This is a genomic window from Falsiruegeria sp. JB4-1, assembly GCF_055693495.1.
Map to the genome: position 1 here is coordinate 1,090,404 of NZ_JBVFTZ010000001.1, position 21,993 is coordinate 1,112,396.

The 21,993-nt window shown below is 57.9% G+C and carries 20 protein-coding genes and 4 pseudogenes; 13 read left to right on the forward strand and 11 right to left on the reverse strand.

Annotated elements, in window-relative coordinates; genetic code table 11:
* Nucleotides 1–2: 2 nt before the first annotated feature.
* On the reverse strand, nt 3–584 hold the full coding sequence (locus ACZ1HE_RS05590; RefSeq protein WP_472619896.1) for a helix-turn-helix domain-containing protein: 582 nt from the start codon (nt 582–584) through the stop codon (nt 3–5).
* Nucleotides 585–661: 77 nt separating this feature from the next.
* Between ACZ1HE_RS05590 and ACZ1HE_RS05595 the strand changes: the two genes are divergently transcribed.
* Together ACZ1HE_RS05595 and ACZ1HE_RS05600 are read left to right on the forward strand one after the other, a co-directional pair.
* Nucleotides 662–1,012, forward strand: a complete 351-nt coding sequence (locus ACZ1HE_RS05595) for a hypothetical protein (protein ID WP_472619897.1) — start codon at nt 662–664, stop codon at nt 1,010–1,012.
* Nucleotides 987–1,847, forward strand: a complete 861-nt coding sequence (locus ACZ1HE_RS05600; protein ID WP_472619898.1) for an MFS transporter — start codon at nt 987–989, stop codon at nt 1,845–1,847. The genes ACZ1HE_RS05595 and ACZ1HE_RS05600 overlap by 26 nt, the downstream gene beginning before the upstream one ends.
* Before the next feature lie 3 nt (nt 1,848–1,850).
* On the opposite strand, the gene ACZ1HE_RS05605 is transcribed toward ACZ1HE_RS05600, so the two are convergent.
* Nucleotides 1,851–3,260, reverse strand: a complete 1,410-nt coding sequence (locus tag ACZ1HE_RS05605) for an MORN repeat-containing protein (RefSeq protein ID WP_472619899.1) — start codon at nt 3,258–3,260, stop codon at nt 1,851–1,853.
* 157 nt (nt 3,261–3,417) lie between these two features.
* On the opposite strand from ACZ1HE_RS05605, the gene ACZ1HE_RS05610 reads away from it, so the two are divergent.
* The 3 genes and pseudogenes from ACZ1HE_RS05610 to ACZ1HE_RS05620 all read left to right on the forward strand — a co-directional run bounded on the left by ACZ1HE_RS05610 (nt 3,418) and on the right by ACZ1HE_RS05620 (nt 7,686).
* Nucleotides 3,418–5,088, forward strand: coding sequence for an NAD+ synthase (locus ACZ1HE_RS05610; protein ID WP_472619900.1), 1,671 nt, complete (start codon nt 3,418–3,420; stop codon nt 5,086–5,088).
* A gap of 100 nt (nt 5,089–5,188) precedes the next feature.
* A pseudogene (locus ACZ1HE_RS05615) lies at nt 5,189–6,519 on the forward strand (NAD(P)/FAD-dependent oxidoreductase).
* A 108-nt stretch (nt 6,520–6,627) separates the two neighbouring features.
* A complete protein-coding gene (locus tag ACZ1HE_RS05620; RefSeq protein WP_472619901.1) occupies nt 6,628–7,686 on the forward strand; it encodes a dipeptidase in 1,059 nt (352 codons plus the stop codon).
* 39 nt (nt 7,687–7,725) lie between these two features.
* Here the strand turns inward: ACZ1HE_RS05620 and ACZ1HE_RS05625 are convergent, their stop codons facing one another.
* Nucleotides 7,726–8,658, reverse strand: coding sequence for an MBL fold metallo-hydrolase (locus ACZ1HE_RS05625; RefSeq protein ID WP_472619902.1), 933 nt, complete (start codon nt 8,656–8,658; stop codon nt 7,726–7,728).
* Between the two features lie 132 nt (nt 8,659–8,790).
* Here ACZ1HE_RS05625 and ACZ1HE_RS05630 point away from each other — a divergent pair, with 132 nt between their 5' ends.
* Together ACZ1HE_RS05630 and gltX are read left to right on the forward strand one after the other, a co-directional pair.
* The gene (locus ACZ1HE_RS05630) at nt 8,791–9,219 is read left to right on the forward strand and encodes a DUF1801 domain-containing protein (RefSeq protein ID WP_472619903.1); all 429 of its coding nucleotides are present in this window, start codon (nt 8,791–8,793) and stop codon (nt 9,217–9,219) included.
* 91 nt (nt 9,220–9,310) lie between these two features.
* Nucleotides 9,311–10,633: a glutamate--tRNA ligase gene (gene gltX, locus ACZ1HE_RS05635; protein WP_472619904.1), complete on the forward strand. Its 1,323-nt coding sequence runs from the start codon at nt 9,311–9,313 to the stop codon at nt 10,631–10,633.
* A 68-nt stretch (nt 10,634–10,701) separates the two neighbouring features.
* Here gltX and ACZ1HE_RS05640 read toward each other — a convergent pair whose 3' ends face one another.
* A complete protein-coding gene (locus tag ACZ1HE_RS05640) occupies nt 10,702–11,271 on the reverse strand; it encodes a gamma-glutamylcyclotransferase family protein (RefSeq protein ID WP_472619905.1) in 570 nt (189 codons plus the stop codon).
* 96 nt (nt 11,272–11,367) lie between these two features.
* Between ACZ1HE_RS05640 and ACZ1HE_RS05645 the strand changes: the two genes are divergently transcribed.
* Nucleotides 11,368–11,814, forward strand: a complete 447-nt coding sequence (locus tag ACZ1HE_RS05645; protein ID WP_472619906.1) for an RrF2 family transcriptional regulator — start codon at nt 11,368–11,370, stop codon at nt 11,812–11,814.
* On the opposite strand, the pseudogene ACZ1HE_RS05650 reads toward ACZ1HE_RS05645, so the two are convergent.
* Nucleotides 11,815–14,344, reverse strand: a pseudogene (locus ACZ1HE_RS05650) (ABC transporter permease).
* Nucleotides 14,341–15,036 carry an ABC transporter ATP-binding protein gene (locus ACZ1HE_RS05655; protein ID WP_472619907.1) on the reverse strand — a complete coding sequence of 232 codons (696 nt, stop codon included), beginning with the start codon at nt 15,034–15,036 and terminating at the stop codon, nt 14,341–14,343. The pseudogene ACZ1HE_RS05650 and the gene ACZ1HE_RS05655 overlap by 4 nt, the downstream one beginning before the upstream one ends.
* A gap of 50 nt (nt 15,037–15,086) precedes the next feature.
* Between ACZ1HE_RS05655 and ACZ1HE_RS05660 the strand changes: the two genes are divergently transcribed.
* Nucleotides 15,087–15,719, forward strand: coding sequence for an arylesterase (locus ACZ1HE_RS05660; protein ID WP_472619908.1), 633 nt, complete (start codon nt 15,087–15,089; stop codon nt 15,717–15,719).
* Nucleotides 15,720–15,776: 57 nt separating this feature from the next.
* On the forward strand, nt 15,777–16,394 hold the full coding sequence (locus ACZ1HE_RS05665; RefSeq protein ID WP_472619909.1) for an SOS response-associated peptidase: 618 nt from the start codon (nt 15,777–15,779) through the stop codon (nt 16,392–16,394).
* 40 nt (nt 16,395–16,434) lie between these two features.
* Here ACZ1HE_RS05665 and ACZ1HE_RS05670 read toward each other — a convergent pair whose 3' ends face one another.
* From ACZ1HE_RS05670 to ACZ1HE_RS05680, 3 genes are all read right to left on the reverse strand, one after another.
* Nucleotides 16,435–16,641 carry a cold-shock protein gene (locus ACZ1HE_RS05670; RefSeq protein WP_472619910.1) on the reverse strand — a complete coding sequence of 69 codons (207 nt, stop codon included), beginning with the start codon at nt 16,639–16,641 and terminating at the stop codon, nt 16,435–16,437.
* A gap of 222 nt (nt 16,642–16,863) precedes the next feature.
* Nucleotides 16,864–17,421 carry a L,D-transpeptidase gene (locus ACZ1HE_RS05675; RefSeq protein WP_472619911.1) on the reverse strand — a complete coding sequence of 186 codons (558 nt, stop codon included), beginning with the start codon at nt 17,419–17,421 and terminating at the stop codon, nt 16,864–16,866.
* A gap of 58 nt (nt 17,422–17,479) precedes the next feature.
* Nucleotides 17,480–17,863 carry a hypothetical protein gene (locus ACZ1HE_RS05680; RefSeq protein WP_472619912.1) on the reverse strand — a complete coding sequence of 128 codons (384 nt, stop codon included), beginning with the start codon at nt 17,861–17,863 and terminating at the stop codon, nt 17,480–17,482.
* Between the two features lie 124 nt (nt 17,864–17,987).
* Between ACZ1HE_RS05680 and ACZ1HE_RS05685 the strand changes: the two genes are divergently transcribed.
* Complete coding sequence (locus tag ACZ1HE_RS05685) at nt 17,988–18,371, forward strand: acyl-CoA thioesterase (protein ID WP_472619913.1); 384 nt, start codon at nt 17,988–17,990, stop codon at nt 18,369–18,371.
* 3 nt (nt 18,372–18,374) lie between these two features.
* Nucleotides 18,375–18,808, forward strand: a pseudogene (gene trxC, locus ACZ1HE_RS05690) (thioredoxin TrxC).
* A 3-nt stretch (nt 18,809–18,811) separates the two neighbouring features.
* On the opposite strand, the gene ACZ1HE_RS05695 reads toward trxC, so the two are convergent.
* Nucleotides 18,812–19,045: a hypothetical protein gene (locus tag ACZ1HE_RS05695; RefSeq protein ID WP_472619914.1), complete on the reverse strand. Its 234-nt coding sequence runs from the start codon at nt 19,043–19,045 to the stop codon at nt 18,812–18,814.
* 651 nt (nt 19,046–19,696) lie between these two features.
* Nucleotides 19,697–21,365, reverse strand: a pseudogene (ettA, locus tag ACZ1HE_RS05700) (energy-dependent translational throttle protein EttA).
* Nucleotides 21,366–21,570: 205 nt separating this feature from the next.
* Here ettA and ACZ1HE_RS05705 point away from each other — a divergent pair.
* The gene (locus ACZ1HE_RS05705) at nt 21,571–21,993 is read left to right on the forward strand and encodes a tellurite resistance TerB family protein (protein WP_472619915.1); all 423 of its coding nucleotides are present in this window, start codon (nt 21,571–21,573) and stop codon (nt 21,991–21,993) included.

Below are 21,993 nucleotides of genomic sequence, written 5' to 3' on the forward strand. Positions count from 1 at the left end.
CTCTAATAGTGCGGCGGCGTGACGGCCCACACGAGTACGGTCTTGTCCGGGCCGGGGTTGTGATAGCGATGCGGACGGGTCGAGGCGAATTGGATCGTGTCACCGGGTCCGAGCAGATAGGTCTGATCGTCCACCGTCACCTCCAGCTGCCCTTCAGCGACATATCCAGCCTCTTCGCCCTTGTGCGAAAACAGTTCCTCGCCCGAGCTGGCGCCGGGTTCGAACGTGGTCAGAACCAGTTCCAACTGACCTGACAAAGAGGGGCTGAGCAACTCGTCTTTCAAGCCGGATGAGAACCTTAGCGCCCGACGACGGTTGGCCCTTACTATCAGTTCGGCCTCGGGGTCTGCTTCGGTTGCAGGGTCTGGAAAGAACCAGTTGATGCCCACCCCAAGCGCTTTGCCGATCACATTGAGAGCGCGAATGGAAGGGTCAGCGTCCTGCCGCTCCAGCTGACTAAGGTACCCTACCGACAGGCCGGTTTCACCCGCTAGTTGCTTCAGGGTCAGACTGCGTGCTTTGCGCAGTTCGCGCATGCGCGCCCCGATGATGGGCGTAGTTTGGCGAGGTGAGGTATTCGTCATTGACTCATCTGAATTTTGGATCAAAAATTATGATACATAATAATATCGCATCTGAGAATTCAGATAAAGGAGACATCATGTTCCGCAGTCCCTTCTTTCGTGCCTATGGATTCTGGCATTGGGGTGAGGGGCTGCAGACGGTTCTGTTCACCTGGTACATGACTTTTCACGCGGGGCTGTCGGCCAGTGAGATCGGGTTCTATCAAGCGCTGGTCCTTTCTCCGTTTCTGGTGTTCACGATTGCCGGAGGGATGCTGACGGATCGCATCGGGGCAGGGGTGAGTTACATCGGATCAACGACGCTTTTTGGGGTGTTGTTGATCGGATATGGTGCGCTGGACCACATGGTCGGGTTTGTGCCGGTGCTGTTCTTTGCCTATTGCGTGGCGGCAGGTGTGGTCAGTGCGGTGTCAGAATCCGGCGATTGACACGTTTATCCCAGAGGCAGGGAGGGGCACTGCCTATGAAAACGGGTTGTTGGCAGCCACGGCGCATAATCTGGCAAAGCTGAGTGGTACGATCACCGGGTTGCTGCTGCCGTTGCTGGCGGCGTTTGGTGGGTTTGTCGTCAACGGTGTGCTGATGTTGCTGAGCGTTGCTTTCCTGCGCAAACATTTGCTGAAAAACGAGGCGCATCCAAAGGTCCAAACATCGGTCGAGGGACCACCCTGGTCGCGGATATGGCGGCACTATCGCGCCTGCCCCGAGAATTTTGACATCCTGCTGTCCAGCGCCATGTTAGGGCTTCTGATCGTGCCAACAGGGTACATCCTGTGGCCGCTGACCCTTCGAGAACGCTTTCCCGAATATGGGGATTTGATCGCACTGGTGAACATCGCCAGCTGGATCGGGGCGATTTCGGCCACCGCGATAACGGGCCGACATTCCAGACGCATTTCTAAGCCGGGTCTGGTGTCTCTGGCAGTGTGGGGCGGCTATGCCGTGATGCTGACCACGCTGACAATGGTTGGCAGTTTCCAAGCCTTATGTCTTGTCGTGATGATCCTGGGCAGCGTCAAGGTCGGCAAGGCGATGGTCTATGGTAAATACATCCACAATTGCCCGACCAGGACACGCGGGGTGTTGATCTCTGTCGAACAGACGGCGTTCTGGGGGCTGGCCACGTTGGGGACGTTTGTCATGGGCGCATCAGTTGATCTGATCGGATTGGATACGACCACCCTGACAACAGCGCTGCTGGTGTTGGTGTTTGTGGCGGCGTTGGCTATGCGCGGACGCTTGCTGCACCTTAGCCCAGCCTGACGTTTACCCGTCCGAAGCGTTGTCGGTTTTCAGTGCACCGTTTTCCCAGTCGCCCTGTTCCTCTTGTCCGCTGGCATAGCGCATGGTGCCTTTGCCCTGGCGTTTGCCGTTCAGGAAGTTGCCTTCGTACACGTCGCCGTTGGCGTAGGTTGCCACACCGTAGCCCGAGATTTTCCCACCCGACCACGCGCCCTGGTATTTGAAGCCGCTGGCCATAACGATTTCTCCGGTTCCTTCCCGCTGACCATCGGTGAATTGCCCTGTGTAAACAGAACCATCCGGGTAAGTTGCCTGACCTTGGCCATGGCGTACGCCAGACCTCCATTCGCCGTCGTAGCGATACCCGTCGGCGTAGGTCATGACACCGTAACCGTCATTCTTGGCATTCTTGAAATCGCCTTTGTAGACAACACCGTTAGTAAAAGTAGCGGTTCCCATCCCTTCAATCACACCGGCGACCCAGTCGCCTTCATAGGTTGACCCGTCAGGGTAGGTGATTTTCCCCAGGCCGTCTGCAAGATCGCCTCGAAAATTACCTTCGTAGACCGAACCGTCAGGGTAAGTTACCTTACCGTGCCCTTCGATCTGACCTGCAACCCAACTGCCGATGTAAATGTAACCGTCGGTTCCAGTGAATGTGCCGATGCCTTCACGGCGATCGTCTGCGAATTGGCCTTCATAGACATCCCCGTTGGCATAGGTGACTTTGCCGCTTCCCTCACGCCGCCCAGCAATCAGATCACCTTCATAAACATCCCCATTGGGTTGCGTCAGCCTTCCTTGCCCGCTGATTTGCCCATCTGCCCAGAGGCCGACGTAAATCAGCCCGTCCGGCAAGGTCAGTGTTCCCTGACCGTGACGTTGCCCGTTCTTGATTGCGCCTTCATAGGCTGCGCCGTCAGGATAGGTAACCTTGCCTTGTCCTTGTTTCTGCCCATCGAACCAGTCGCCTTCGTAGATGTATCCGCCGGGGCTTTGCATGATGCCTTTGCCATGATGCTGGGCATTGAGAAAGCTGCCCTCGTAGCGCACGCCATTGGCGTAAACAGCGACGCCTTGACCATTTATGACACCGTCTTTCCATTCACCCTCATAGGTGCCGCCATCCGAAAATGTGATGCGGCCCAATCCCTCGGGTTTTCCTTTTGAAAACTCACCTTCGAAAACGGATCCGTTGGGAAAACGTGCGACACCCCGCCCCTTGATTTCACCGTCGATCCATTCGCCGGTGTATTCGTATCCGTTGGGCAGGCGATAGGTGCCGGTTCCGTGCTGCAAGCCCCCGCGGAAAGTTCCTTCGTAGACGCCGCCAATGTCATCCTGTGTGGTCAGGATCTGACCATCCTGTGCCCAAACCGCCGTGGTAAGGGTCAGTGCGGAAACAACGATGGTCGCTGTACGGATCTTGTTCATTTGTGCTCTGCCTGCCCTTTGTTCGGCCAACCACGCGGCTGGCAACACAAAATTATGTCAGGTCGCGCTCATGAGCAACGCCTTTTGCCGCATCTGGGTTTTCACCCGCTCATGATCTGCTACATCGCCGTAAGCAACGATGAAATTGAGAACGTAGATGGCAGACCGTTTCCGAATAACAGTGGCGCAGTTGAACCCGACTGTGGGGGATTTGAAAGGCAATGCCGATCGAGCCCGAGTCGCATGGAACACGGCCCGGGACGCGGGTTCGGACCTCGTGGCGCTGCCGGAAATGTTTCTGGTCGGCTACAATCCTCAGGATCTTGTTTTAAAGCCTGCGTTTCAAAAAGCTGCCAAAGAGCAGGTTCTGGAATTGGCGCGCGATTTCCGAGACGGCCCCGCACTTGCCATCGGCGCCCCCTGGGTCGAAGACGGAAAGGTGTTCAACGCCTATCTGGTTCTCCAAAATGGGGACATCTCGGCGGTGATCCTCAAGCATCATTTGCCAAACGAAGCCGTGTTCGACGAAAAACGGGTGTTTGAACCCGGGCCGATCGCTGGTCCTTTTTCGGTCAACGGCGTGCGCATTGGATCGCCGATTTGCGAAGATGCATGGCACGAAGATGTCGCCGAAACGCTGGAGGAAACCGGAGCCGAATTTCTGCTCATCCCCAATGGCTCGCCTTATTTCCGTGGCAAACATGACATTCGGCTCAGCCACATGGTGGCCCGCGTGGTCGAGACGGGATTACCACTGATTTATCTGAACATGGTGGGTGGTCAGGATGATCAGGTGTTTGATGGCGGTAGTTTTGCATTGAATCCAGGCGGTCATCTGGCTGCACAGTTTCCTGTGTTCGATGAAGTGTTGGACCATATCGATCTCGAGCGCGGAGGGCATGGTTGGCGCGTCGTTGATGCCAACAAAGCAAACCAACCACCCGAGATCGAGCAGGATTATCGCGTGATGGTCGAAGCGCTTCGGGACTACACTCGCAAAACCGGGTTTTCAAAAGTTGTGATTGGTTTGTCGGGAGGCGTGGATTCCGCCCTGGTCGCCACCCTCGCTGTCGATGCTTTGGGTGCTGACAACGTGCGGTGCGTGATGCTGCCGTCTGAGTTTACGAGCCAAACCTCACTTTCCGACGCTCAATCGGTCGTTGATGCCTTGGGCACGCCTTTTGACACTGTCCCGATCGGCGATAGCCGTGCGGCCGTGACCGATACGCTCGCACCGCTTTTCGCGGGCACTAAGCCGGGTTTGACCGAGGAAAACATCCAATCCCGATTGCGTGGCTTGTTGCTCATGGCGATCTCCAACAAATTTGGAGAGATGCTGTTGACCACCGGCAACAAATCCGAGGTCGCGGTAGGGTATGCCACGATCTATGGCGATATGAATGGGGGCTACAACCCGATCAAGGATCTTTACAAGACCCGGGTGTTCGAGACCTGCCGCTGGCGCAACCTGAACCACCGCGTATGGATGCAAGGGCCATCCGGGCAAGTGATTCCGCAATCGATCCTGAATAAACCACCCAGTGCTGAATTGCGTGAAGATCAAAAAGACAGCGACAGCCTGCCGGACTATTCGGTGTTGGATGCAATTTTGGAAATTCTGATCGATCAGGACGGTTCGATCGCCGACTGTGTAGCAGCCGGGTTTGATCTGGATGAGGTCCGCAAGATCGAGAGCCTTGTGCTGATCAGCGAATACAAACGATTTCAATCTGCCCCGGGCGCGCGTTTGAGTCGTAGGGCTTTTTGGTTGGACAGACGTTATCCGATAGCAAACCACTGGCGTGACAACGGATCACTTTCGGACTGAGTCTTCCTGACCACAGTGTCGGGAAAGATGTGCGCAGCACTTGTTTCGGATCCAATTCACCCTCCATATCGCGTGAGTTGCCAGAAATGATAATCCAGCCATGCCCGGACCCCGCCTGACCGAGTTTTATTCGGACCTAGCTCTGCCTAAGAATGTTGACGTCGTCGTAATCGGTGGCGGCATTATCGGGGTATCAACAGCCTTGGAATTGGCTGAACGCGGCGTTTCGGTTCTGCTGTGTGAAAAAGGCCAGATCGGGGCCGAGCAGAGCTCGCGCAACTGGGGCTGGGTGCGATTGGGAATGCGCGACCCACGTGAAATTCCGTTGATGGTCGAAGCCATCAGGTTATGGGAAGGGCTGGACGGGCGTTTGGGTCGGTCAACGGGATACACCCAATCCGGCATTTTGTTTGGCGCTTCAGGTAAACGGTCACTGACCGAATTGGAGCGTTGGGCTGAACACGTGGCGGGTTTGCAGGTTGGCGAGCGTATTCTGACCAAAGACACTTTGGGCGAGGTTTTCCCGGACTCCGAACTCCCTTTTCCGGTGGCTTACTCATGCCCGGCGATGGCCGTGCAGAGCCACAATTGGTCGCGCTCAGCAATCGCCGAGGGTGCTCGTGACCGGGGTGCATCGATCCTGACAAGCTGCGCCGTCCGGGCAGTCGATGTCCAGGGCGGTCAGATTGCCGGAGTTGTGACCGAGCGTGGCCGCGTGACCTGCGATCAGGTGGTGCTGGCGGGGGTGCGTGGTCGCGGCTCTTTGCTGGAAATACCGGAATTGAATTGCCGCAGCTTAAAGTTCTGAACACGGTTATGCGCACGTCGCCGATCAAAGATGGACCCGAAGTTGCGATGTGGTCTGACAAGTTCGCCATCCGCAAGCGGGCGGACGGGGGGTATACTATCGCCTCGGGCCACGAAAACACCGTGGATCTGGTGCCGGACAGCCTGCGGTTGGCATGGTCATTCCTGCCAGCGTTCCGTCAGGAATGGCGTTCGCTAAGATTTCGTCTGTCCAAACGCTGGCTGGAAGAAGCCCGGCAAGATCGCAGGTGGTTGTCGACGGACGTGTCCCCGTTCGAACATTGCCGCATCCTGGACCCGGAGCCGTCAGAAAAGGTTTTGCGCAACGCCTGGAGCAATGCGCGCAAGGCGTTTCCCGCTTTGGACAAAGCCGAGATCGTACAAAGTTGGGCCGGGATGATTGACGTGACACCTGACGCGATCCCGGTGATTTCGAAAGTTGTCGATCTGCCTGGCATGCACATCGCGACCGGGTTTTCCGGCCACGGCTTTGGTATCGGCCCCGGCGCTGGGCGTCTAATGGCCGATCTGGTGACAGGTGCGACCCCGCTGGTGGATCCGTGGGAGTTCCGGCTGTCGCGATTCACGGACGGCACGCGTGTGGCGCCTGATCCTGGCTATTAAAAAACACGCCAGACATTGATCAGGTGACCATTCACATTGATCTGTTGGGCCATCCATTGTTACGAACAAGGCGTTACGGTTCAACAGATTAAAGGTCACCCGTTCGCCATGCAGCATTCACAGCCCTTTGTCTTTGATGGTCACAACGATGTTCTAAGCAGGATGCTGTCACAGTCTCTGCCAAACCCTGCCGAGGTTTTTGAGTCCGGCTGGGACGGTCATATCGACATCCCCAAGGCCAAAGCAGGTGGTTTGGGTGCTGCGTTCTTTGCTGTCTATATCTCCTCCGGAGGGGACGGTCCAAACATCCTCGAACTCATGCAAGGGTATGGCTATGACCTGCCGTTGCCTGCGCCGTTGCAGCTCAGCGATGCAGGTCCAGTGGCATGGCAGCAAGTCGAAATCCTAAGAACTTTTGAAAAACATCGCCTCGTCCGGATTTGCACAAGCGTTTCACAGATCAATGAGAGCGTAGAAGACGGGGTGATGGCCGCCGTCCTTCACATGGAAGGCGCTGAGGCGATTGGGCCTGATCTGGCCGAACTTGACGCGTTTCATGCAGCGGGGCTGCGGTCTTTGGGGCCGGTGTGGAGTCGTCCAACCATTTTTGCGGAGGGCGTGCCGTTTCGTTTTCCCTCGACACCGGACATTGGCGGAGGCTTGACGGACGCGGGGCACAGTTTGGTGCGCCGCTGCAACCAGCTGGGTATCATGCTGGATGTATCGCATCTGAACGAGGCGGGATTTTGGGATCTGGCTTCCACAACAGATGCGCCAATTGTGGCAACCCATTCCAACGTACACGCCATCTGTCCCCATTCCCGCAATTTGACGGACAAGCAGCTGGAGGCGATCGCGGAAAGCGGTGGAGTGGTCGGCCTGAACTACGCCACTGCCATGCTACGCACTGACGGTCGCATGGTCGCTGAAACTCCCGTGGCCGAGATGATCCGGCATCTGGAGCACATGCTGAGTTTCTTGGGTGAAAATGGCGTGGCGCTTGGGTCGGATTTTGACGGTGCCATGGTGCCCGAGGCCATTGGTGACGCGAGCGGGCTGGGTGTTCTGAGGTCCGCGATGCAAGAGGTCGGATTTGGTGAAGAATTGATCGAGAAGATCTGTCACCGCAACTGGCTTGACGTTCTGGAGCGCACTTGGAAAGACTAAGAAAGCCGGTGGCCCAACTGGCGGGCCACCGTGTGAGTATCAGCCCATCAACTGATAGCTCACGGGCACATAACGGAAGCCTTCGTCGCGGGTTTCAACGTAACCAGCGGCGGGGAAGGGCATGTGATAGCCGATCATCGGGATCTTGTCGGCGGCCAGCATGCCCAGAACGCGACGGCGCGACGCGGCAGCATCCTCGGGCGAGGCATCAAAGCTGAAGGCCCAATCCGGGCGCGCAAAGCTCCAGACATAGTGGTTGGCAAGGTCAGCGGTCAGCAACAACTGACGCCCGCCGCTTTCCAGCATGAAGCAAGTGTGGCCTGGGGTATGCCCATGGCTGGCCACGGCGGTCACGCCTGAAGCAACGCTGTCGCCGTCGTTGATGAAAGTCATCTTTTCGGCCAATGGAGTGACCAGTTTGGCGACCATGTCACCCACGCGGTTCCCGGCCTCCATCTTGGACCAGAAGTTGTATTCGGCTGCTGCTGTCACGTAGCGGGCGTTCGGAAACGTCGGCGCGCCATCGGTCATCATTCCACCAATGTGGTCGGGGTGCATGTGGGTGATCACCACGACGTCAATCGCATCTGCCGAAACGCCTGCCTGCGCCATCGCCTTGGCAATGCCGCCCTGACCAAGGCCGGTGTCGAATAGAATGATCTCGCTGCCGGTGTCGATCACGGTCGGGGTGAAATAGAACTGTACGCTGTCGGCGGGAACGAAGTTCTCAGCAGAAATCTGTGCGAATTCCTCATCCGACGCGGCCTTGCCGAACAGATCCTTTGGACCTTCTCGCATGGCGCTGCCATCCAGTAGCGTTGTCACGGACATATCGCCCAGTTTGAAACTATGCGCCAGCGGGGCAGGGGCTTTGCCGCCATGTCCACCTGCCAGCAAGGGCGAAGCAGCGGCAGCAAGCGGAAGGGCGGCGGCACCGGTCAGTGCGGCACGGCGGGTCAGGTTCAGGGTCATCGGGTCACTCCTTGTTGGTCTTTCAACGTGCGGGTCGAATATCGGCAAAGCTAGTCCGGTTGAGTGACAGGACAATCAACTTCGCGTGTGCTTGGGCTGGTCTGGGTGTTTGTTGACGCCTAAAGTGGAGACATGAGCGCCAACAAGACCCAACCCACCAACGCAGATGTAGCTACCTATATTGCTGGGGTGACGCCGGACTCCAAGGCTGCAGACGCCGCGCGACTGGACCAACTGTTTCGTGAGGTCACCGGGTTTCAGCCGGTGATGTGGGGCGAGGCGATCGTTGGGTATGGACGCTATCATTACCGCTACAAGTCGGGCCGCGAAGGTGATTTTCTGGCCACCGGATTTGCACCGCGCAAAGCGGCCCTGTCGATCTATATCATGCCGGGCTATGCGGATTTCGGGGACATCTTGGCGCGTCTTGGAAAGCACAAGATCGGCAAATCCTGTCTCTATGTGAACAAACTGGCAGATATCGACCTGGACGTATTGGCAGACCTCATCCGCGCCGGGCTGCGTGATCTGGCGACCCATTGGCCGGTCGAGCCGACCTGAACCTGTTCTTCGTTCCAAATGTGGTTCAATGTGTCCTCTACTGGACAAAACCTCGGGCCTGTGACACAGCACGCGGCAACAGGAGATGCTGATGACCACCACTCGTTTCGCCCCGTCGCCCACCGGTTACATTCACGTGGGCAACCTGCGCACTGCGCTGATGAACTACCTGATCGCCCGCAAGGCAGGTGGCACGTTCATCTTGCGCATCGACGACACCGACCCTGAGCGGTCGAAAGAAGAATACGTCGACGGCATCAAGCAGGATCTGGAATGGCTGGGTCTGCACTGGGACCGGGTCGAGCGGCAGTCCGAGCGGCTGGAACAGTACAACGCGGCCGCAGACAAGCTGCGCGAAATGGGTCGTTTCTATGAGGCGTTTGAGACACCAACCGAGCTGGACCTCAAGCGCAAGAAGCAACTGAACATGGGTAAGCCGCCGGTCTATGACCGAGCTGCGCTGAACCTGTCGGATGCCGAAAAGGACGCCTTGCGTGCCGAGCGTGGCAATGGAGTGTGGCGCTTCAAGCTGGATCACGAGCGGATCGAATGGACCGATGGCATTCTGGGTGACATTTCGATCGACGCCTCCAGCGTGTCCGACCCTGTTCTGATCCGTGGCGACGGGCAATTGCTCTACACGTTGGCTTCGGTTGTCGATGACACCGAAATGGGAGTGACGGATGTTGTGCGTGGGTCTGATCATGTGACCAACACCGCAACCCAGATCCAGATCATCAAGGCGCTTGGCGGCGACTGCCCGCGCTTTGCACATCATTCGCTGCTGACCGGCCCGCAGGGCGAAGCGCTGTCGAAACGTCTGGGTACACTGGCCCTGCGCGACCTGCGCGAGGCTGGCGTGCAGCCGATGGCTCTGCTGTCGCTGATGGCGCGTCTGGGGTCGTCTGACCCGGTGGAACTGCGCACTGAGATGGCTGAACTGATCGACGGGTTCGACATCAACCGCTTTGGTGCGGCTCCAACCAAGTTCGACGAGCAGGACCTGTACCCGCTGACCGCGCACTACTTGCAGACACTGCCGCTGGACGCCGTGGCTGAGACCGTCGCAAGTGTTGGCGTTCCGGGTGATCTGGCCGAGGCGTTTTGGTTGATGGCACGGGGCAACATCACCACGCTGGGGGATCTGGGCGCTTGGTGGGACCTGTGCCGCGACGGGGCCGAGCCGCTGATTGATGACGAAGATCGTGACTTTATTGCCGAGGCCATGGCGCTGCTGCCTGACGAGGTGGATGGGGACACTTGGGGCAGTTGGACCAAAGCCGTAAAAGAGGCCACTGGTCGCAAGGGCAAGGGTCTGTTCATGCCGTTGCGCAAGGCGCTGACCGGGCAAGAGCGTGGGCCGGAGATGGCGGTACTTTTGCCGCTGTTGCAGGTAATCAAGGTACGCGGGTAAACCCTCCTTCAGCGACCGTATTTGCAACAAGAAGAATAAGGGCGGCTCCGGACCAGGGCCGCCTTTTCCTATGTCTGCTCGATGGGTTTGACATTTAGGTCTGAAAGGTGGTGATCCACCAACGCAGTCTCCTTCATCGTCAGCGTCTGATGGCGTGGATAGCGCGGATCCGAGCGATCATCCAAGATCGGCGCGTCCCAGCCATCTGTGGTGGCAAAGAAGTCAGCGACACCGTCAAGGCCAAACATCTGGCGGTAACCTTGGACGACCACGTCCAGATAGCTCAGTAAAATCGGGTGGCGCGTGTCCGGGGGTGATTGGCGTTCTATCGGCACGGCATAGACGGCGATGTCGGCCGGGTGAGTCAGGCCGTGGGTGATGGAGTAGGTCGCCGAATGACGGTCATAGGCCCATTCGCGCTCATCCAAGGCGGCCCAATCGTTGTTGGGGACATGGGCGATCAGCCCGTCGATCTCGGACGCCTCACACGGAACAGCCGTCAGAAAGGCGACCGGACGCAGGTCGGTGTGCCGCCAGGCGCGCCGCCATCCCCGCAGCCGCGCAGGTTGCGGGTCGAGGTAGTCGTGCGTGGCGCGGTTCACCAGGCTGCCATAGCCAAAGAAATAGGGGGCCGTCATTGTTGTCCTGCCGCAAAGCTCCATTGATGTATGTCAAACCGCTTTTTTGCGGGATGTGCAATACAGGACGCAGCCAAGTAGTGAGGAGGCGTTGTCATGCGTATTACCAAGAGAACCAACATTGCTGTGCGGTTGTTGATGTATTGCGCCGCGCATACCGACCGGTTGGTGACAAAGTCGGAAATTGCCGAGGTCTGCAACATCTCGGAAAACCATCTGGCCCAGGTCATCAATCAGCTGAGCCAGTTGAATTTCCTGAGCACGCAACGCGGCCGTAACGGTGGCATGAGCCTGGCGCGAAGTGCCGATCAGATCCGTATTGGCGAGGTTTTCCGTCACATCGAAGGCAGCCTGCCGATTGCCGAGTGTTTTGCGGATGTCGACAACACCTGCCCCTTGACGGATGCTTGCCGCCTTCGTGTGGCGCTGAGTGACGCGGCGCAGGCATTTTATGCTTCGCTGGACGAGATCACGCTGGATGCTCTGGTCTGCGACAATGTCGATCTGCTGAAAATCCTGCAGCCGATCAGCTGCGGGCGCTGATCACTCGCGCGCTCGCAAATTCTGAGCCGGGCTGACGGACAGGGGTCGCCACGCAAAGGCAAGCCCTGCAAGCAAGGTGGCGAATACGCCGCCCGATACGATGGCTATGGCCGAGGGCCAGATCACGGTGAAATCGGTTTCCAGCACATAGTTACTGACGGCCCATCCTCCCAACACACCTGCCAGCAGCGCAATGCAGCCTGCCGCCGCGCCCAGGAACGCGGAGCGCAGAGCGAAGCTGGATAGCACTCGCGCGCGTGTCGCGCCCAGGGTTTTCAGGATCGAGGCCTCATAGGTGCGCGCGGCTTCACCGGCAGCGGCGGCTCCGATCAGGACTAGGAATCCGGTCAACAGGGATGCTCCTGCGCCGTAAGATGTGGCCGCTGCCAATCCGGCCAGAACATCGGACACACGGTCGATGGCGTCTTTTACGCGGATTGCGGTGATGTTGGGATAAGCCTCGGCCAAGTCACGCAGAATCTGGGTTTCGGCCTCTTCTTCGGCGTAGACGGTCGAGATGAAGCTGTGCGGTGCGCCTGCCACGGCCGAGGGGTTCATCGTCATTACAAACCCGATCCCGGCGGTCGAAAAATCGACCTCGCGGAACGAAGTGATCGTCGCCTCAATATCCCGACCAAGGATATTCACTGTAAGCTTGTCGCCAAGCGAAAGACCCAATTCTGCGCCTTCTTCGGCGGCAAAGCTGATCTGCGGCGGGCCGGTGTAATCCTCGGGCCACCATTCCCCTTCTAGAAGGCGCGTATTGTCCGGCATGTCGGCGGCATAGGTGATGCCCCTGTCGCCTTCGATCACCCAGTGATCGCCAGCCACTTCGATGGCTGACTCGTCGTTGATCTGCGTTATCACACCGCGCAGCATCGGCGCGCTTTCGATCTTGCTGACAGCGGGGTCGTTTTCCAGTCGCTCCATGTAACCCGGCATCTGATCTTTCTGGATGTCGACAAAGAAATACGACGGAGCGATGTCAGGCAAATTGCCGGAAATGGCATTGCGCAGGTTGCCGTCGATCTGCCCCACTGCGGCCAGAACCGACAGGCCCAGACCTAGCGACAGCACGACCGAGGCTGCCCCTTCGCGCGGGTCCGAGATGGCGGCAAATGCCCATCTGAGGGCGGGTTTGCCGCGTGCCGGGCGCGCGCTGACGCGGGCCAGTTTGCGCAATCCAACGGCAGAGAGAGACAGCAGCAACAAGGTGCCGATCAGGCCCCCCGCAGTCCAAAGTGTCAGCTCGGCGGAGCCACTGAACCAGGCTGCAAGACCGATGAGCAGACCCAGACCGCCCAGAGTGGCCAGCACATAGCCAAAGCGAGGCAGCAGGCGCGCACGGCTCAATGCATCACGGTACAGCGCGGCAGGGCCGATCTCGGCCGTGCGAGACAGGGGCCAGAGGGTAAAGACAAAGGCCGTCAACATACCGTAAAGCGCGGCCTCGGCGAGCGGGCCCGGATAGATGGCAAAGGCTGCGGGGATAGGCAGGCGCGCCTCGATGATGGGGGCGAGCAGGACCGGGACAAGGCCACCCAACAAAAGGCCCATGGCGATGCCCAGGATCGACAGCGCACCGATTTGCAGGAAATAGGTTTGAAAGATCGTGGCCCGGTCCGCGCCAAGAGTTCGGAAAGTGGCGATCGTGCTGGTCTTGCCTGCAAGGTAGGACCGCACTGCGGCGGATACACCGACGCCACCTACGGCGAGACCGGCCAGCCCGACCAGAATAAGGAATGCGCCCAATCGGTTCACAAATTCAGCCACGCCGGGCGCGCCGTTGCGGGCGTCCGTCCAACGCATGCCGGACGTTGTAAAAGCGTCTTTCGCCTGTTCGGACAAGGCAATCAGATCCGCCTCATCCGGCAGGTCCATGCGGTATTTGGTTGAATACAGCGATCCCGGAGCGAGCAGCCCGGAGTTTTGCAGGTCCTTGGTGCGCAACAAAGTTCTGGGACCCAGTGCCAAAGCCATCTGCGGCCCCGTCGGGTTCGCGGGTGAGTTCAGCCATTAGGACAAAATCCTGCGTGCCCAAACGGAAGGTATCGCCGGGGGTCAGCCCCAAGCGGTCTATAAGGACGCGGTCCATGACAGCACCGGGAAGGCCCTCGGTCCCATCAAAGGCCGTAGCCAGCGGGATTTCCGGCGAAAGCTGTACACTGCCCACCAACGGATACAGATCGTCGACCGACTTTACCTGCGTCAGCCCACGCTCGGTCACACCGTTGTTGTCGACCACGGCCATGGAGCGGAAATCGGTGACCTCGGACACTTGGGTGGCGTTTTCGGCCATCCAAGCCCGTTCAAGATCGGACGCAAAGCGATAGGTGAATTCCATCTGGGCATCGCCACCCAGAATGGCAGACCCTTCGCGCGTCAGCCCTTCGGTGATGCCCGCGCGGATCGAGCCCACAGCGGCGATGGCTGCAACACCAAGGGCGAGGCAGGCGAGGAAGATGCGAAAGCCGCGCAGGCCGCCGCGCAGTTCTCGGGTCGCAAAGCGGGACGCGAGACGCAGACTCATTCTGCGGCCTCTTGGGCGGCGCTTTCATCAATGCGTCCATCGCGCAGGCGGATCACCCGGTCGCAGCGCGCAGCGAGGGCGCGTGAATGCGTGACTAGGACTAGCGTTGCCCCGTGTCGGTCGCGCAGATCAAACAGCAGGTCCATGATCGCGTTGCCATTGGTGCCGTCCAAGTTGCCGGTGGGTTCATCCGCCAACAGGATATCGGGACGGGGTGCGATGGCCCGGGCGAGTGCCACGCGCTGTTGCTCTCCGCCCGACATTTGGGTCGGGTAGTGGTGCGTTCGGTGGGCAAGCCCGACAGCTTCTAGCTCGGCCTCGGCCCGGTCAAAGGCGTCGCGGTGCCCGGCAATTTCTAGCGGAGTGGCGACGTTTTCCAGAGCCGTCATCGTCGGGATCAGGTGAAAGTTCTGGAACACCACTCCCATGTGTGCCCGGCGAAAGGTGGCCAATTGATCCTCGGACATATCCGTCAGCGTCTTGCCCAAGGCGGTGATTGTACCGCCAGTTGCCTGCTCTAACCCGCCGATCAGCATCAGCAGCGAGGATTTGCCCGAACCGGACGGCCCGATCATGCCCAAAGTCTCACCCTTTGCGACCTCAAGCGAGATCGAGTGCAGAATATCCACCCGTCCGGCATTGCCATCCAGCGACAAACACGCATCTTGGAGGGTGAGAATGGGCTGTGTCATGTGGGCTGTCCTGTTTTCGTTGTTCATTGGGATATGGAGTGTACTGCGAAATGCGCAAGGTTCTGATTGCTGGGCTTTTTGTCGTGTGCGGTTTTCCGGCAACGGCAGAGCCGGTTGTGATCGCCGCTTTGGGGGACAGCCTGACCCAAGGGTATGGCCTGCCGCAGGGACAGGGATTCGTGCCCCAGCTACAAGAGTGGCTTGACGATCAAGGGGTCGAAGTGGAACTGGTGAATGCAGGCGTTTCGGGCGACACTACCGTCGGCGGAGCTGCTCGGGTGGCCTGGACCCTGACACCTGAAGTGGACGCCATGATCGTTACACTTGGCGGTAACGATATGCTACGTGGGATTGATCCCGCAGCCGTACGCCAGAACTTGACCACGATTCTAACGGCAGCGCGCGACGCGAATGTAGAAGTTCTGTTGGTTGGTATGCAGGCACCGGGCAACTATGGCCCAGAATACAAGGCGGATTTCGACAAGGCTTACGTCGAATTGGCCGATGAATTTGGTGTTCTGCGGGCCGAGAGCTTTTTTCAGGGCTTTCCAGTGAACGACGACCCGTCTGCGGTTCAGCAATGGATGCAGGCAGACGGGATTCACCCAAACCCCGAGGGCGTGAACCTGATTGTCGAAGGGTTGGGACCCCAGGTTTTGGAGCTTGTCAAAGCTGCAAACTGACTTGCCATTAGAGGAAGTGATCCTTCAGTCTGGTCAGGACGCCAAACGGGGGATCAGATGCCAGGGCGATTTTTTCTAACCACGCCGATGGTCGAGATTGCAGAGCAGCTGAATGTGCCAGTTGGCGATACGGCAGATGAATCGCCGCGTCAGAATATCAGGCCCGGTCAAGAAGTCGTTGTGCTCACCGATCAAGGGCTGACCCGTATGCGATGGGGCATGATCCCTGTGGGTCGGGTCAATGCGCGCGGGCGTCCGGTGATGGAGACGATCATCAATGCGCGCTCGGAAACCGTATTCGATAAGTCAGCCTTTGATGGGGTTGGGCGGGCCGTAATTCCGGTCGATGGGTGGTACGAATGGACCGGTGAGAAACGGCACAAAACGCCTTGGCGTTTGTCGTCCAAGGACGGCCATCCGTTGTACTTTGCCGCTATCACCGATGTCTGGACCGCCCCGGGTGGGTTGCAGGTTCCGCAGGTCGCGGCGGTCACCTGTGAACCAAATGCGGATGTAAAACCCATTCATCACCGAATGGGCGTTATCCTACATATCGATGAGGTGCAAACGTGGCTGTCGGAAGAGGAGGGCGTTGCTCGCAATCTAATGCGGCCCTTGCCCAATGGCTTGCTGGACATACGCGAAGCCCTAGGTGTGGATTGGTCAGATCCGTAAAGGGCGGGTCGTTTTCCGGCCCGCCCTTCGATATCAAAGCTCAAACAACTGCAATGTTAATAGCTGCTTCGCGGCCATCACGACCGGGCTCGATGTCAAAGGTGACTTTCTGGTTGTCGGCTAGGCCGGTCAAACCCGCCCGCTCTACAGCCGAAATGTGCACGAACACATCGCGTCCGCCATCTTCGGGTGCAATAAAGCCGTAGCCTTTGGTTGTGTTGAACCATTTGACGGTGCCATTTGCCATCGTCGTATTCTCCTGTTTTGTGCTGCCCACGGAATGCGGCAACCCGGCTAAGTCAGTGCAAGATCGAAGACTGTGCCGGTGTAGGAGCAGTAGGGTCGATAGCGTAACGTCGCACCGGGAATGTGGAGCGAATAAGGGGCAGTTTCAAGAAGAAACTACCTTTTTTAGCACGTTCAGCGACTTACAGCGCAGCGAGCAATAGTGTGATTTTCGAACTGGAAGTTAGAGGACTGACACAACAGTTCCCAAGGGTACCCGCGCGTATAGGTCCTTGACGTGTTCGTTCAGCATGCGGATGCATCCGTTCGAAGCCGCCTGTCCGATAGTTTCGGGCTGTGTGGTGCCATGAATGCGGAAATAGGTGTCTACCCCATTCTGGAATAGATATAGCGCCCTGGCACCCAGTGGATTGTCGGGGCCGCCAGGTTGAATATAGTCGTTGTCCACAAATTTTGCGTATGTTTTCGGCGAGCGCTCGATCATCTCTTGCGTCGGTCGCCATGTTGGCCATTCTTTTTTGACATCGATTGTTGCAGTCCCGGTAAACTCCAGTCCAGCCTTACCAACTCCACAGCCGTAGCGGATGGCTTTGCGAGGCTCTGTGACGTAGTACAGATAAAATGACCGTGGCAGTATCAAAAGACGACCGGGTTCGAAATCCTTGCGGATGCGAACTTCTTGTGGTGCCGGATCGAAAACAGCCGAACTCTGAGACCATGCGACTTGGGGCATGGCGCCGACTGCAGCTGCAGTGGCAATAAAACTGCGTCGTGAAAACATGACCGACCTCATTCAAAACGTCCAAACAAACCCATTTTTGGCGCTCTTCGCAAATGGGTCAATGGTTTTGCCGCCGATACCGCAAAAGTGATAGCAGAAATGCGGCCGAAAAAGCGCAGGTGGCGATCCAGCCGAAGTACCACATTTGCCCGGCAACTGCATCTTCGGCAAACGAAGCCGCAAAGCGGGCTTTGCCCTGTGTGGCCGCGCCGAAGGCTATAAGGGTCGCAAGCCCGAGACCGGCAACCTCTGGAAAACGGGGAAGCCGGAGCGGCCTCAGTGTTGCATAGATACCAAGTCCAAGCGGTAAACCCAGCCAGATCACTTTGTCCGCCCACCAGGGATGTGCCCCCAGTTCTTGCGTCAGGTTAAGTGCTAAAGCAGCTGCTGCGGTTGCCAGCAGCACGGCAAGCGGGACAATCATGTGGCGCGTCTGGTTCATGTTCTAAATCTAAGTCGGCACGGGCCGTGGCAAAAGCCTCGTGACAGATATGTGATGCACGTTGCAGATTTTGGGGTTTATCGATCTACTGCAAAACTCGGAACGCCGCGAAAAGGACAGCATGATGGACCAACAAACCGAACCGAAAGGTGAGCTTACCCTGCGCACGCTGGCCATGCCCAAAGATGTGAACGTGAACGGCGATATCTTTGGTGGCTGGGTACTCAGTCAGATGGACATCGCTGCTGGTATCATGGCGGGTGACAAGGCGCATGGCCGGGTAGCAACGGTGGCGGTTGATGCGATGAAGTTCATTCGACCCGTCCACGTTGGTGATGTTTTATGCATCTATTGCGACCTGGCTCGGATCGGTCGTACTTCTCTGGCGATCGAGATTGAGGCCTGGGTGTTGCGCGACCGCTATGGCGAACGGGAAAAGGTAACCGAGGCAATGTTTACGTTTGTGGCTATTGATGAAGGTGGTCGGCCGCGTCCGGTCGAGGCGTAGGGCATGGGCGACAAGACACTGACTTGCCTGAGTTGCGGGCAGCTCAACCGCGTTCCTGAAACCAGGCTCGGAGCAGGAGCGAAGTGCGGTAAATGCAGCCATGCGCTGTTGTCTGTGGATGCAGTCGAAGTTTCGCTGCGGCGATCCTGGAGAAGGCCAGCAAGAATGACGATTTGCCGTTGGTGGTTGATTTCTGGGCGCCTTGGTGTGGTCCTTGCAAGATGATGGCGCCTGAGTTTTCAAAGGCTGCAAAGAAACTGCGTGGCAAGGCCAGGCTTGTGAAGCTGAACACGCAGGCGCATCAATCGACCGGTGGGCGGTACCGGATCAAGGGCATTCCAACCATGGTCGCCTTTGCGCGCGGCAAGGAACACAAACGACAAGCTGGCGCCATGCGCTCCGGTCAGATCGAAAGTTGGGTTTTGTCCGGGAAATAGAGTTCAGGCCGTGGCTGGTCGCGGGGTATCCAGATCGCTTGCCACGCGCGCTGGCGGCTCTTGCAACTTTGGCTGAGTGCGTAGGATCAGCACGCCGATAGTGGCGAAAACGATCGCTGTTCCGACAACCGGGTAAAGGACAACAGCAAACCAAAAGGGCAGCGACCAGACCGTGTAGCCAAGAATCGAGGCCAATAGTCCACCGAAGATGCCTGCAATCATACCAATCCATGCCATTATGCAGTCCTCCATCTGAGTTGTGACACACCTATTGGTTGAGTGTGCACGATTCACCTGCCGATACAATCATAGGTTACTGAGAATTGTGTTCAAACTGGGGCAAACCCGTAGTTCTGGCGTATTTTCGCTAAATTGGCTAAACCCACCAGCGGGCGGTCGCCCACCTATGGTTGTGGTAGTCGGGGCTGGTTTTGTGTTGCGAAGCAATGGGTTCTGAGAGCGGGGCGCTACGGTGTTCAACGTTTTGGCAGGTTTTCGCTCAGATGAGCGTTGACGACCTGTGTTTGACCTTCCCCGTCACGCTGGATGCGTGCTCGCAACACGAATGTGTTTCGCAGCGCCCTGGGGAGGCGCGGTCTACAATGGGGAAACCCAAAGTTAGAAAATTGAGTTTCTAACTCAGATCGTGGCGCATCGATGCCTTCAGTTCGCCTGTAACTTGGATACGCTGGTTGGAGCGGGGCATCGTTTCTTGCCTTACCCAAGCTTCAAGAAGGCCAATGGAGGCCTTCTTGGGTTCTTGAAATGAGCGCGCATTTGTTTGGTTGCGCAACGTCTGTCAGATTTGAACAAACGCGGTTACTACAGAGCCCAAGCCAATGGCTCCTAAGAGTGGAAGCCAGAGATTTGTGTCCTCGAGGACGTCTGTCACCGCACAAACTTCTTGTGCTTCAACCGCTTCGGCTCCAAGGCATCCGGTCCCAGACGGCGTTTCTTGTCTTCTTCGTAGTCCTCGAAGTTGCCCTCGAACCACTCCACATGCGCGTCGCCTTCAAAGGCCAGGATGTGTGTGCAGATCCGGTCAAGGAAGAAACGGTCGTGCGAGATGACCACGGCGCAGCCGGCGAAATCAACGAGCGCGTCTTCCAACGCGCGCAGGGTTTCGACGTCGAGATCGTTGGTCGGTTCGTCGAGGAGCAGCACGTTGCCGCCCTCTTTCAACAGGCGCGCCATGTGGACTCGGTTACGCTCACCACCTGACAGCAGGTTCAGCGGTTTCTGCTGATCGCCGCCTTTGAAGTTGAACGACGAGCAATAGGCGCGGGAGTTCACCTGCGCATCGCCAAGCTCGATGATCTCGGCCCCGCCGGAAATGGATTCCCAGACGGTGTCTTTGTCGTTCAGGTCGTCACGCGACTGGTCGACGTAGGACAGTTTGACGGTGTCGCCATAGGTAACCGAACCCTCGTCGGGTTGCTCCTGACCGGTCAGCATGCGGAACAGGGTCGATTTACCGGCACCGTTGGGGCCGATGACGCCGACGATGCCGCCGGGGGGCAGGGCAAAGGACAGGCCTTCGACCAGTTGTTTGTCGCCATAGTGTTTGGCGATGTTGTCGACCTCGATCACCTTGCCACCCAGACGGGGGCCGTTGGGGATGACGATCTGCGCGCGGGTGAGTTTCTCGCGCTCGGACTGCTGGGCCAGATCGTTGTAGGCGTTGATCCGGGCCTTGGACTTCGCCTGGCGGGCCTTGGCGCCCTGACGCATCCATTCCAGCTCGCGCTCCAGTGTTTTCTGCTTGGATTTGTCTTCGCGGGCTTCCTGTTCCAGACGTTTGGCTTTCTGTTCCAGCCATGCGGAATAGTTGCCTTCGTAGGGGATGCCGCGGCCGCGGTCGAGTTCCAGAATCCAGCCGGTGATGTCGTCCAGGAAATAACGGTCGTGGGTGACGATCAGGATTGTACCTTTGTAATCAATGAGGTGTTGCTGCAGCCAGGCGATGGTTTCCGCGTCCAGGTGGTTGGTCGGTTCGTCCAAGAGCAGCATTTCGGGCGCTTCGAGCAGCAGCTTGCAGAGAGCCACGCGGCGCTTCTCACCGCCCGAGAGGTTCTTGATGTCGGCATCATCGGGAGGGCAGCGGAGCGCCTCCATCGAGACGTCGATCTGGGCGTCCAGATCCCACAGGTTCTCACTGTCGATGGCGTCCTGCAGCTCGGTCATTTCGGCCATCAACTCATCGGTGTAGTTCTCGGCCATCTCGATGGCGATCTGGTTGAAGCGGTCAACCTTGGCCTTCTTTTCCGCGACGCCCAGCATGACGTTTTCGCGCACGGAAAGGCTCTCGTCGAGCTGGGGCTCCTGTGGAAGGTAACCCACTTTGGCGCCCTCTGCGGACCAGGCTTCTCCGGTGAAGTCCTTGTCGAGGCTAAGCCATGATCTTCATCAGGGTAGATTTACCCGCGCCGTTTACACCGACGACACCGATCTTTACGCCGGGGAGAAACGACAGGTGAATGTTTTCAAAGCATTTCTTGCCACCGGGATAGGTCTTGGAGACCCCCTGCATGTGGTAGACGTATTGATAGGCAGCCATGGTGCGTCCTCTGCATCGGGGAATTCAGGTTGGGCGGTGTGATAACTGAACGTTGGGGGCGGGGCAATCATGGATGCAACAGTCAAAAGGGCCTGTTTGGTCGCCCGGTTGAAGTTCCGTTGCCATATCCGGCAAAACCGGGTGTTGAACAGACCGGTCGGCCCCCGTATCGTGCGGACAATAACATCAATCAAGGTTTCCAGAGATGACCGAGCAAGCGCCCCACCCGATGACACCGCAGGATTGCCTTGTTGCGATCATGGTTGCGGTATCCGCTTCGGACGAAAACATTCGGACGGCCGAGCTGGTCAAAATCCAGTCAGCTGTAAACATGCTTCCGGTGTTTGCCGACTATGATATCGATCGCATCAATCGTGTGTCCTCGGTTGTTTTTGATCTGTTTGAGCAAGAAGATGGTTTGGACGCCTTGTTCGGTTTGACACGAGAAAACCTGCCGGAACGGTTGTATGAAACAGCCTATGCGCTTGCGTGTGATGTGGCCGCAGCTGATGGCAATCTGGCCGAAACGGAACTTCGTCTGCTTGAAGAGATTCGGTATGAACTTAACGTCGACAGGTTGCACGCGGCAGCCATCGAACGTGGTGCGCGCGCTCGTCACGTGGTCTGA

What these genes read in the sequence shown, in the direction of transcription:
- ACZ1HE_RS05590 (WP_472619896.1), bottom strand. Translation starts at nt 584, where the DNA reads ATGACGAATACCTCACCTCGCCAAACTACGCCCATCATCGGGGCGCGC.
- ACZ1HE_RS05595 (WP_472619897.1), top strand. Translation starts at nt 662, where the DNA reads ATGTTCCGCAGTCCCTTCTTTCGTGCCTATGGATTCTGGCATTGGGGT.
- ACZ1HE_RS05605 (WP_472619899.1), bottom strand. Translation starts at nt 3,260, where the DNA reads ATGAACAAGATCCGTACAGCGACCATCGTTGTTTCCGCACTGACCCTT.
- ACZ1HE_RS05610 (WP_472619900.1), top strand. Translation starts at nt 3,418, where the DNA reads ATGGCAGACCGTTTCCGAATAACAGTGGCGCAGTTGAACCCGACTGTG.
- ACZ1HE_RS05620 (WP_472619901.1), top strand. Translation starts at nt 6,628, where the DNA reads ATGCAGCATTCACAGCCCTTTGTCTTTGATGGTCACAACGATGTTCTA.
- ACZ1HE_RS05625 (WP_472619902.1), bottom strand. Translation starts at nt 8,658, where the DNA reads ATGACCCTGAACCTGACCCGCCGTGCCGCACTGACCGGTGCCGCCGCC.
- ACZ1HE_RS05630 (WP_472619903.1), top strand. Translation starts at nt 8,791, where the DNA reads ATGAGCGCCAACAAGACCCAACCCACCAACGCAGATGTAGCTACCTAT.
- gltX (WP_472619904.1), top strand. Translation starts at nt 9,311, where the DNA reads ATGACCACCACTCGTTTCGCCCCGTCGCCCACCGGTTACATTCACGTG.
- ACZ1HE_RS05640 (WP_472619905.1), bottom strand. Translation starts at nt 11,271, where the DNA reads ATGACGGCCCCCTATTTCTTTGGCTATGGCAGCCTGGTGAACCGCGCC.
- ACZ1HE_RS05645 (WP_472619906.1), top strand. Translation starts at nt 11,368, where the DNA reads ATGCGTATTACCAAGAGAACCAACATTGCTGTGCGGTTGTTGATGTAT.
- ACZ1HE_RS05655 (WP_472619907.1), bottom strand. Translation starts at nt 15,036, where the DNA reads ATGACACAGCCCATTCTCACCCTCCAAGATGCGTGTTTGTCGCTGGAT.
- ACZ1HE_RS05660 (WP_472619908.1), top strand. Translation starts at nt 15,087, where the DNA reads ATGCGCAAGGTTCTGATTGCTGGGCTTTTTGTCGTGTGCGGTTTTCCG.
- ACZ1HE_RS05665 (WP_472619909.1), top strand. Translation starts at nt 15,777, where the DNA reads ATGCCAGGGCGATTTTTTCTAACCACGCCGATGGTCGAGATTGCAGAG.
- ACZ1HE_RS05670 (WP_472619910.1), bottom strand. Translation starts at nt 16,641, where the DNA reads ATGGCAAATGGCACCGTCAAATGGTTCAACACAACCAAAGGCTACGGC.
- ACZ1HE_RS05675 (WP_472619911.1), bottom strand. Translation starts at nt 17,421, where the DNA reads ATGTTTTCACGACGCAGTTTTATTGCCACTGCAGCTGCAGTCGGCGCC.
- ACZ1HE_RS05680 (WP_472619912.1), bottom strand. Translation starts at nt 17,863, where the DNA reads ATGAACCAGACGCGCCACATGATTGTCCCGCTTGCCGTGCTGCTGGCA.
- ACZ1HE_RS05685 (WP_472619913.1), top strand. Translation starts at nt 17,988, where the DNA reads ATGGACCAACAAACCGAACCGAAAGGTGAGCTTACCCTGCGCACGCTG.
- ACZ1HE_RS05695 (WP_472619914.1), bottom strand. Translation starts at nt 19,045, where the DNA reads ATGGCATGGATTGGTATGATTGCAGGCATCTTCGGTGGACTATTGGCC.
- ACZ1HE_RS05705 (WP_472619915.1), top strand. Translation starts at nt 21,571, where the DNA reads ATGACCGAGCAAGCGCCCCACCCGATGACACCGCAGGATTGCCTTGTT.